Below are 9,793 nucleotides of genomic sequence, written 5' to 3'. Positions count from 1 at the left end.
TCCGCCCCTTCGCCGGGGCGCTTGGAAAAACCCCAAAAAAAAAAAAGAGCTCTTGCCCCAACACTCGGCACCTCGCTTAGGCTCGGTGTGCCCGCACTCCGGCTTGAATCCGTGGGCCGCCGCAATGGGCCATCCATGGCCCAGTGCGGCTAACCCGGCGTCCTGCCGGGTTACCCACGGATTCAAGCCTGCGTGCGGCCAGCGTGTTTGACGGGGCGCCTAAGATCACGATCAAAAGCGCAGATCAAAAGACCGCTGACTTCGTCAGCGAAAAGGATGTAAGAGCAAAGGCAAAAGCAAAAGCAAAAGCAGATCTAAAGCAGATCTAAAGCAGATCTAAAGCAGATCTAAAGCAGATCTAAAGCAGATCTAAAGCAGATCTAAAGCAGGCTGGGACTTATCTGATATGTGGAGATCAAAATGTGGGAGGGGGCTTGCTCCCGATGAGGGTGTGTCAGTTGATGCAGTTGTGACTGACCCACTGCCATCGGGAGCAAGCCCCCTCCCACAATTGGACGGAGTTCGGCTTAAGAACCCGGTCGGCTCTAAGGCCGCCGCGCTGTTGCTTTTGATCTGGAATCGCCCCGTCAACCACGCTGGGCCAGCATTCCGGCCTTTTCCAAAAGTGACCCGTTGTAAGAGCGGAACCATAGGCGGCAGTTACCGCAGCAACGGATATGCCCCCCAACCCACGCACTCAATCAAACACCACGCGCCCGCATGAAATCCCCCCACCTGCGCACCAGGTAGTTGTGCTCATCCATCACCGAGTTCCACACCGCAATATGCCCCATCCGTTGCTCATACGAACCACCATCACGCACTTCGCCAATATCAATCAGCGGTAGCCCGTCACTCCCCAACAATTCCTCCCGCGCAGGCTTGCCGGCGTACCAGTAATCCCACTCGGCGCTGCTCAGGTGATCGCGGCTGCGCGCCGGGTTGCCGATGTAGTAACCCTGCCGGGCCATGACCGCGCCGGGCCAGCCGGACAACCACCAATTGAGGTAGGCATAGGCCGCATCCAGCACCGGGCCTTGGGCATGGCGCGACAGTGACAAACCGCCAAACCAGGCGCGATAGCCTTCGCGGGGTACGGCCAGGCGGTATTTCACTCCGGCGCGGTGCAGGCGCATCAGGGTCGGCGACCACAGGCTCTGGATATCGATGCTAGGGCTGAGCATCAGTTGCGCAGCCTCTTCATCGTCAGACCAGAACGCAGCGAAATGCCCTTCTTTCTGTTTGCGCACCAGAATGTCAGCAAGCACGTCGATCTCTTCGATGCTCATATTGCCGATGTCGTTAAAGCGGGCCAGCCCCGCGCCCTGCACCGCCAGTGCGGCGTCCAGGGCGCCGATGGCGGCGTCACTTTGCAGCGCTGTGCGCGCGCGCCAGGCCGGGTCCAGCAGCCAGCCCCAGCTTTCGTTGCCGTGGCAAAAACCTTCGGGCAGGCGCTCGGGGCGGTAGGCGAAACTGTCGGCGTTGTGGGTCAGGGGCAGCATGCTGATGCGGTCGGTGACGGTGCTGCCGAGGCTGCCGTCGTGCTGCACAAATAAACGCTCACTGGGCACGCTGCCGCTACCCAGGCGGTCGCTGGGCGACAAACGCCCCCGTTTGGGCAGGTCGTTGATCTCATGCCACAGCGCGATGCGCCGTGTGTCGATGGGCTGGATCGCCCGGGCCGGCCACACGAAGTCGACGTTATGAAACCACTGGTCGTACAGGTCGTAGCTGTCGGGCTGCATCACCGCAATGCGTTGGGCCTGTTCAACGTCGTGCACCTGGTACACCAGGCGAATACCCAGCTCCTGTTCGGCACGTACGCGCAGGGTTTCAAGCAAGGTCACGGAGGTGCCGAGGACGCGTAAAGTGATCATCCGGCGAACCGCCGCGAGAACACATCAAAAGAACGCCGCAACAGCGCAGGGTCAAGACCACGCAGGATAAACACCAGGCGCGATTGCCGGTCTGTGCCCGGCCACGCAGGCAGATGGACCGGGGCATGCAGGCAGTGCTGCACGCCATGAATGACGATGGGGGCGTTGCTGGCGTTCACGTTGAGCAGTCCTTTGACGCGAAGGATTCGTTCGCCGTGGCATCTTAACAGCATCGACAACCACACCCCGAAGCCGACCCAGTCCAGCGGCTGGTCGAAGGTCAGGCTGCACACTTGCGCTGCACCGTGGGTGGCGGTGGTGGTTTGATGCAGTTGCCAACGGCTGACTTCCATCGCCGGCTCGGCGCTGCGCAAGCCTTCGCCCAGCAGCAATTGATCGCCGCTGTGAATGTCATGGGTATTGAGGATCGGCGTGCCGGTATTGAGTGCCCGCAGATGCGCGCGCAGGGGCTCGCACTCGCCCGCCAAGTCCGTCTTGCTCAGCAGCAAACGGTCCGCAGCCGCCACCTGGGCCAGCCATTCCGGGTGCAGGCGCTCTTGCAGGGCGGCGTGGCTGGCATCGACCAGCGTGATCACCAGACCGATATGAAAACGTCCACGCAATTGCACATCGTTGTTCAGGGTGGCGAGGATCGGTGCCGGGTCGGCCAGGCCGGTGGTTTCCAGGATCACGCGTTTGAACGCGGGTATTTCCCCACGCTCGCGGCGCTGCAACAGGCCGAGCAACGCGTCCTTGAGTTCGCCACGGATCGAGCAGCAAATGCAGCCGCTGGGCAGCAGCACGGTGTCTGGCGCGACTTCTTCCACCAACAGATGATCAATGCCGACGTCGCCGAATTCGTTGATCAGCAACGCAGTATCGCCGAGGCTTTCGCCTTGCAGCAGGCGTTTGAGCAAGGTGGTCTTGCCGCTGCCGAGGAAGCCGGTAATGACATTCAGCGCGATGCTCATGGGGTTGACTCCAAGTGATCCAACAGCCGTGGATCGAGAGGATCCAGCGGGCGGCCGAGCATGGTTTCGGCCGCCTGCCAGAGTTGATCCAGGCCGCTCGCCAGTTCCTGTTTACCGGTGGCGCCCAACAGCAGATAGGAGGCGCCCTGGAAATCTTCGACCTTGAGCCGGAACACCGCCAACACCTGGTTGATCGCAGCGATACGGCGCAGGCGCTCGCGGCGCCGGGGCAATTCGTCGCCCAGGGGATCACTCCAGTGCAGGTCTTCGCCGAGCAATCCGCAGAGTCCGCACATGGCTACACCTCACTCATGGCATGACATCGCCGGAGTTCGGGCCCAGGGTCTGGCCGACGAACAGATTGCCGCCCGGCTCGCTGGCGAGCAGCACGGCGGTAGGCGCGACTTCGTCCGCCAGGCCAAAGCGGCCCAAGGGCAGTTCGGCGGCCTTGGCGCGTTTCCAGTCGTCGCTGATGCCACCGACCAAAGGGGTTTCGATCGGGCCAGGGGCGATGGCGTTGACCAGCACGTTGTCCTTGGCCACTTCCAGCGCCAGGGACTTGGTAAACCCAATCACACCCGCTTTGGCCGCCGCGTAGTGAGTCAGTTCGGCGCCGCCCTTGATGCCCAGTTGCGAGGCCACATTAATGATCCGCCCCCAGCGCTGCGCGACCATGTGGGGCAAAGCGCGCTGGCTGGCGACGAACACGCTGGTGAGGTCGACGCGCAGCATGTCGTTCCACATCTCGATGGACAGGTCGACGCACCGCGCCTGGGTAAGCATGCCAGCGTTGTTGACCAGAATATCGATGCCGCCGAAGTGCTCGACGCAGCGGTCAACACTGGCTTGAGCGCCCTCGACGGTGCCCACATCGGCCACGCACTCGACCACTTCGGCGCCGAGGTTGCGGCAGGTGATTGCGGTTTCGGCGAGGCTGGCGGCGTGGCGGTCGGCCAATAGCAGACGCGCGCCTTCAACGGCGTAGGCGCGGGCGATGGCGGCACCGATGCCGCTGCCGGCGCCGGTGATCACGGCGCGGCGGTTGGTCAGTTGGTTCATGCAAAAACTCCTGAAAAATTCCACTTCCAATGTGGGAGGGGGCTTGCCCCCGATGGCAGTGGGTCAGTCACAGATGGGCTAACTGAACCACCGCCATCGGGGGCAAGTCGAATCGTCGCACCGCCCCTCCCACATTTGGATCAAGTACATCAGTCAGTCAGGCCAGCGCACGGTCAGGCCGCCGTCGATGACGATGCTTTGCCCGGTTAAATAACTCGACGCATCACTGGTCAAGAACTGCACCAGCGACGCCACTTCATCCGCGCGCCCTACCCGCCCCAGCGGAATCGCCCGCGCGGCTTTCGCCAAACCTTCCGGGCCCAGCGAGTTCTTCGCATCCAGGGACTGCGGCGTCTCGATCAAGCCTGGGATCACCGCATTGCAGCGAATTCCCAAACCGGCCAATTCCACCGCCAGCGACCGGCACAAGCCCGGCACACCGGCCTTGGCGGCGGCATAGTGCGAGTGCTCCTGCCAGCCATACACGCCGCCGGCAATCGAGGAAATCGCCACCAGCGCGCCGCCTTCCTTCATGTGCCGCGTCGCCGCACGGAAGGTGCGCATCACCCCCGTCAGGTCGACGTTGAGCATCTCGTCCCAGAGTGCATCGGTCATTTCCAGCAGTGGCGCGCGACGCAGCAAGCCGGCGTTGGCGACCGCGTAATCCAATCGGCCGAAGTGCTGCACGGCCTGTGCGGCCAGCTCGTCGACCGAGGCGGTATCACCGACATCCAGCGGCAACATCAGGCATTCGCCACCGGCCTCTTCCACCAGGGAAACGGTGGTCTGTGGATCATGGGGATCGGCCGGGTAGTACCCGCCCACCACCGCCACGCCGTTGCGCGCATACGCCACGGCGAGGGCTTGGCCGATGCCACTGGCGGCACCGGTAATCAAGGCAACTTTACGACTCATCAATCACTCCTTACTGAACGGTTTCCGGACGCACATGGCGCGCGGCAAACATCAGGACACCGGACAAAAAGCACGGCAAGGCGCCGAACCACAGCGCGGCGGTCTGCCAGTCGCTGCCGGCGGACAACACCTGGGTTGCACCGAAACCGGCGACTACTGCGCCAATCGGCCCCATGGCGTGGATGATCGCGCCACCGGTGGCGCGGATGCTGGTGGGGAAACTTTCGCTGATGAAGAACAAAGCCGCCGAGTACGGCCCGATCAGGAAGAACAGGCCCAGGCTGTAAAGCCCGACCACCATGGCCATGTTGCTTGGGCCAAACAGCATACCGGCGAACGACAGGCCGCCCAGCATCCAGCCCAGGCCGATCACGTTGCGACGGCCGATCTTGTCACCCATCCAGCCGTGGCTGAGGTAACCGCAGTAACCCACCAGGTTCGACAGCACCAGGATGATCAGCGAGTTCTCGAACGAGATGTGGTGCACGCTGACGATCACGGAAGTGCCCAACACGCTGAACACCTGGATCGCCGCCCAGTTGAGCAACAACGCAGCGCCGATCACCAGGGTGGCGCGGCGGGCCGGGCCACGGAACGCAGCTTTCAGGCCGGCCTTGCTGTGTTCGTCGTAATCCACGCCGTAGGTTGCCGCCACGTTCTGTGCTTCTGTCACCGCGCCGTTTTTGCGCAGTTGGCTGATGCGCTCATGGATCTGGAACTGCGGGCTCTCCTTGAGCTTGCGCGCCATGATCGCAATCACCACCGCCGGGATCGCGGCGAAGATAAAGCAGCCCTGCCAGCCGATGATCGGCAGCAACAGTGCAGTCAAGCCAGCGGCGATCAATGCACCGACCGGCCAGCCGCCCTGCACCAGGCTGTAGATGAAACCGCGACGTTTGGTCAGTCGCGGGTCTTCCGAGGCGCCGTACAGCTCACTCAGGTACGTGGCGTTGACGGTTTCCTCGGCATAGCCCAGGCCGCCCAACGAACGGATCAGAATCAGCGGTGACTTACCCCACGCCCCACCAATCGCGGTCAGCGCCGAGCACAGCGCGGAACCGGCCACGGTGAAGATAATGCCCTTGCGACGGCCCAACTTATCGACCACAGGGCCGATGGCAAAGGCGACTACTGCCGTGCCCACCGCCACCCACGTCGCGATTTCAGCTTGCTCCACTTCACCCCAGCCAAAGTGCCGGCCGATCTCCGGCAGCAAGGTGCCGAACAGGATGAAGTCATACACCGCAAACACCCAGGCGAAAAACGCAATCCAGGTCGCAAACCGCACTTCCTTGGAGGTGAGTTGCCGGGGTTTCCAGCCAGTCAGGTCAAGCTTGTTGTAGATGGACATGAGTCGCGCCTCGGAGGTGGGGGGCTGTTTTTCTAAGGGTCAGGTACGGGGTTGGCGGCGGATAAAGTCATCGGCGATTTCATCGAAGGTGACGAAGCGCACGCCGGCATGGCTCTGGATGTGTTCGATCAGGCGCTCAAGCATCAACAGCACTTGCGGACGGCCGGACACGTCGGGGTGGATGGTCATGGTGAACACCGCGTGTTCGTGTTCGCGGTAGACCCAGTCGAACTGGTCGCGCCACATTTCTTCGAGGTGACGCGGGTTGACGAAACCGTGGCTGTTGGGGGCTTTCTTGATGAACATCATCGGCGGCAGGTCGTCCAGGTACCAGTTGGCCGGGATCTCCACCAAGTCGGTTTCTTCGCCGCGCACCAAGGGTTTCATCCAGGTGTCGGGGTGCTGGCTGTAGTCGATCTTGGTCCAGGTGTCGCCCTTGCGGACGTAGTACGGATGGAAGTCGTTGTGCATCAGACTGTGGTCGTACTTGATGCCCTTTTTCAGCAGCAGTTCGTTGGTGACCTTGCTGAATTCCCACCAAGGCGCGACGTAGCCGGTGGGACGTTTGCCAGTCACCTGGGTGATCAACTCGATGGATTTATCGAGGACGATTTCTTCCTGCTCGGCGGTCATCGCAATCGGGTTTTCGTGGCTGTAGCCATGCACGCCGATTTCGTGACCGGCGTCGGCCACGGCCTTCATCTGCTCAGGGAAGGTTTCCATCGAGTGGCCAGGGATAAACCAGGTGGTGCGCAGGCCGTAACGTTCAAACAATTTGAGCAGGCGCGGCGCGCCGATTTCACCGGCGAACAGGCCACGGGAAATATCGTCGGGCGAGTCTTCGCCGCCGTAGGAACCGAGCCAGCCGGCGACGGCGTCCACGTCAACGCCAAATGCACAGAGGATGTCTTTAGCCATGGTGTGTCTCCTTAAACGTTAAGTACGGTTTCGACGGACAACGCTGCGCGCAGCAGGCGTGCGTCTTCTCCTGTCGGGGCGCTGAGCAGCAGCCCGGTGGGCAGGCCCTGGGCATCGCGGCCGCTGGGCAAGGTCACGCCTGGCATGTCCAGCAAACTGCCGGGCATGGTCAGGCGCAGGGTGGCGAGGTTGGTGTTCACGAAGAGGTCGTCGTCGTTTTCCAGGGGCGCCAAAGCGGGCGCGACGTGGGCGACGGTGGGGGTGATCAGGATCGCGCCGTCAAGGTCGTCGAGCAGTTGCTGTTGCAGACGACGGCGCGCATCGGTCAGGTGGATAAGTTGGCTGGCCGGCAGCGCGCGGGCGGCTTCGAGGCGGCGGCGCACGCGGGGGTCGAGTTGCTCGGCATCGGCGCTGTCAAGCAGGGTTTGGTGCAGAGCGAACGCTTCGAAGGCACCGAGCCAGCCGTGGTGTTTGATCAGATCCAGAGTGGCCTGGAAGGTCGGGCATTCACGTTCTTCGATCAGCGCGCCTTGGGCCTTGAGTTGCGCCACGGCGCTCAGCAGATTGTTGCGCACAGCGGGCTCGACGTCCTGCTGCGCCAGTACAAAGCGCTGGCCTTTGAGGCTGCGGGCGCTGTGGGTCTGTGTGCGGCCATGGAGCAGGTCATCGATGGCCAGCGCATCACGCACGCTGCGGGTCAGCGGGCCGAGGCTGTCGAGGGAACGAGCCAGGGGAAATACGCCGTCACGGCTGTAACGTCGGCTGCTGCTGCGGTAACCCACCACACCATTGAGCGCCGCCGGGATGCGAATGGAGCCAGCGGTGTCGGTGCCCATGGCAATCGGCACAATGCCGGCGGCCACGGCCACGCCCGAACCCGAGGACGAGCCGCCGGAAATGCGCGGCTGGTCCGTGCCATGGGGGTTGTGCGGCGTGCCGAAATGCGGGTTGAGGCCCAACCCTGAATAAGCGAGTTCGCTGAGGTTGGTTTTGCCGATGCTGACCATCCCGGCGCGGCAAAGCAGGCCCACGCTCGGTGCGTCGAGCAAGGCCGCAGGCGCGTTGCGCCGGTAAGCAGCGCCGGCTGTGGTGACGCTGCCAGCCACATCGAACAGGTCTTTCCAGGCCACGGGCACACCATCGAACCCACTCAAGGGCTGGCCAGCTCGCCAACGGGCCGCGGACGCTTCGGCTTCACGGCGGGCGCGCTCGGCGGGCAGGGAAATGAAAACGCTGGCCGAGCGGCTCGCTTGATCGAGTGCCTGTTCGAGGGCTTTCACCGGGTCGCTGCGACCGCTGGCGAAATCCTCGGCCATTGATGTGGCGTCTGACATCAGGAGAACCTCATAAAACGTACATATTCATAAAATGTACATTTTACAAAGGCAGCTTTCGTGCCAGTCTCTACGTAGCGCTGTTTACGCGGTTACGGTTTTTCGCCCATAGCAGCGGGATAGATGGTTTTGATCGATGGAAAAATGTCTTGCATCACACCTGGGATCCACCTCCAATGAAATAATGTATCTTTTATTAATAAGTACATTTTGGTGCAGAAAAGTAACAGTCACACCTTTCAGGCCCCAAAAAAGTGCCACCGACGTAGCACAGAGTGACAGGCGCAACTTATGAGAGAATCCCCGGCCACCGTCCTACAAGCCCCAGAGAAAGTGATGAAAGCAGTGTCCGCCTCGGCCTCCCGTTACGCGATGATTCACCAGGTGTTGCGCGACGCGATCGTCAATGGCACCGCCCGTCATGGCTTGGTTTTACTGGAAGCGCCCTTGGCCGAACTGTTCGGCACCAGCCGCGTGCCGGTGCGCAAGGCGCTGGACCTGCTGCATGCTGAAGGCTTGATCTGCCGCTTCAACGGCCGGGGTTATCTGATCAACCCCGAAGGCCTGGTCATGGAGCCGCTGCGCCTGCCCCTGAGCCATGCGCACCTGGGTCTCAACGGCGAGGCTGAGCTGGTGGACACCCGGCCGCTGGGCGAGCGGATCGTCGAGGAGATCGGCGCGGCACTGTCCACCTGCATTGCCTTCGGCCATTACCGCTTGGATGAACAAGCCGCCGCCGACCACTACGGCGTCAGCCGAGCGGTGGTGCGTGAAGCGCTGATGCGCCTGCGTGACCGTGGCCTGGTGGAAAAAGAGCCCTACTCCCAATGGTTGGCCGGGCCGTTGACCGCGCGGGAAGTCACCGAGGATTACGAACTACGTGCCTGCCTGGAGCCCGAGGCGCTGCGCCAGAGCGCACCGAACCTGGACCGCGAGGTCCTTGAAGCCATGCTGCAGCGGGTACTGGATGCCCAGAACAGCGCCGAGTGCAGCCTGGAAGCCATCGAGCAGATCGAAGAAGACTTGCACCAGCGCTGCCTGGCCGGGATGCAGAACCGCAAGATTGCCGCGCTGATTCGCCAGGGCCAAAGCCCGATGATCATCAGCCGGATTTTTTACCGATTGCTGGGGATCGGCGCGGATCCAGCCATGCTCGCCGAACATCGCTTGATTCTGGATTTGCTGCTGCATGGCGCGTTTGACGCGGCGGCGTTGAATCTGCGCGAGCATTTGCAACGTGCACGGCAGCGGATGTTGCAGCGTTTGAAAGTGCTATCGGTGCTGCCAGAACAGCCACTCCCCGCCTACCTCCACAAAATCAGCTGACGCAACACGGAGCCAATGTTGGCAGGGCGGTGCGACGATTGA

At 62.3% G+C, this 9,793-nt stretch carries 9 protein-coding genes; 1 reads left to right on the top strand and 8 read right to left on the bottom strand.

Features of this window, described 5'->3' with window-relative positions; translation table 11 throughout:
• Positions 1–701: 701 nt before the first annotated feature.
• The 8 genes from BW43_RS15855 to BW43_RS15890 all read right to left on the bottom strand — a co-directional run bounded on the left by BW43_RS15855 (position 702) and on the right by BW43_RS15890 (position 8,425).
• Entirely contained in the window at positions 702–1,877 is a 1,176-nt protein-coding gene (locus BW43_RS15855) for a PotD/PotF family extracellular solute-binding protein (RefSeq protein ID WP_032886475.1), read from the bottom strand.
• Entirely contained in the window at positions 1,874–2,848 is a 975-nt protein-coding gene (locus BW43_RS15860; protein ID WP_032886474.1) for a GTP-binding protein, read from the bottom strand. The genes BW43_RS15855 and BW43_RS15860 overlap by 4 nt, the downstream gene beginning before the upstream one ends.
• Positions 2,845–3,144, bottom strand: a complete 300-nt coding sequence (locus BW43_RS15865; protein WP_032886473.1) for a hypothetical protein — start codon at positions 3,142–3,144, stop codon at positions 2,845–2,847. The genes BW43_RS15860 and BW43_RS15865 overlap by 4 nt, the downstream gene beginning before the upstream one ends.
• Before the next feature lie 13 nt (positions 3,145–3,157).
• Entirely contained in the window at positions 3,158–3,907 is a 750-nt protein-coding gene (locus BW43_RS15870) for an SDR family NAD(P)-dependent oxidoreductase (protein WP_032886471.1), read from the bottom strand.
• Positions 3,908–4,060: 153 nt separating this feature from the next.
• Positions 4,061–4,822, bottom strand: coding sequence for an SDR family NAD(P)-dependent oxidoreductase (locus tag BW43_RS15875; RefSeq protein ID WP_032886470.1), 762 nt, complete (start codon positions 4,820–4,822; stop codon positions 4,061–4,063).
• A 10-nt stretch (positions 4,823–4,832) separates the two neighbouring features.
• Positions 4,833–6,173 (bottom strand): MFS transporter, encoded by a 1,341-nt coding sequence (locus BW43_RS15880; protein WP_032886468.1) that lies wholly within the window; start codon positions 6,171–6,173, stop codon positions 4,833–4,835.
• Positions 6,174–6,212: 39 nt separating this feature from the next.
• Positions 6,213–7,091, bottom strand: a complete 879-nt coding sequence (locus BW43_RS15885) for a polysaccharide deacetylase (protein ID WP_003210406.1) — start codon at positions 7,089–7,091, stop codon at positions 6,213–6,215.
• 11 nt (positions 7,092–7,102) lie between these two features.
• Positions 7,103–8,425, bottom strand: coding sequence for an amidase (locus BW43_RS15890; RefSeq protein ID WP_032886467.1), 1,323 nt, complete (start codon positions 8,423–8,425; stop codon positions 7,103–7,105).
• A gap of 336 nt (positions 8,426–8,761) precedes the next feature.
• On the opposite strand from BW43_RS15890, the gene BW43_RS15895 reads away from it, so the two are divergent.
• Positions 8,762–9,751 (top strand): GntR family transcriptional regulator, encoded by a 990-nt coding sequence (locus BW43_RS15895; RefSeq protein WP_032886466.1) that lies wholly within the window; start codon positions 8,762–8,764, stop codon positions 9,749–9,751.
• Positions 9,752–9,793 lie beyond the last annotated feature (42 nt).

It is taken from the genome of Pseudomonas sp. RIT357, from assembly GCF_000632245.1.
Classification (GTDB): domain Bacteria; phylum Pseudomonadota; class Gammaproteobacteria; order Pseudomonadales; family Pseudomonadaceae; genus Aquipseudomonas; species Aquipseudomonas sivasensis.
Note: the sequence above shows the minus strand (reverse complement) of the source record. Positions and strands in the feature narration are given on the sequence as shown.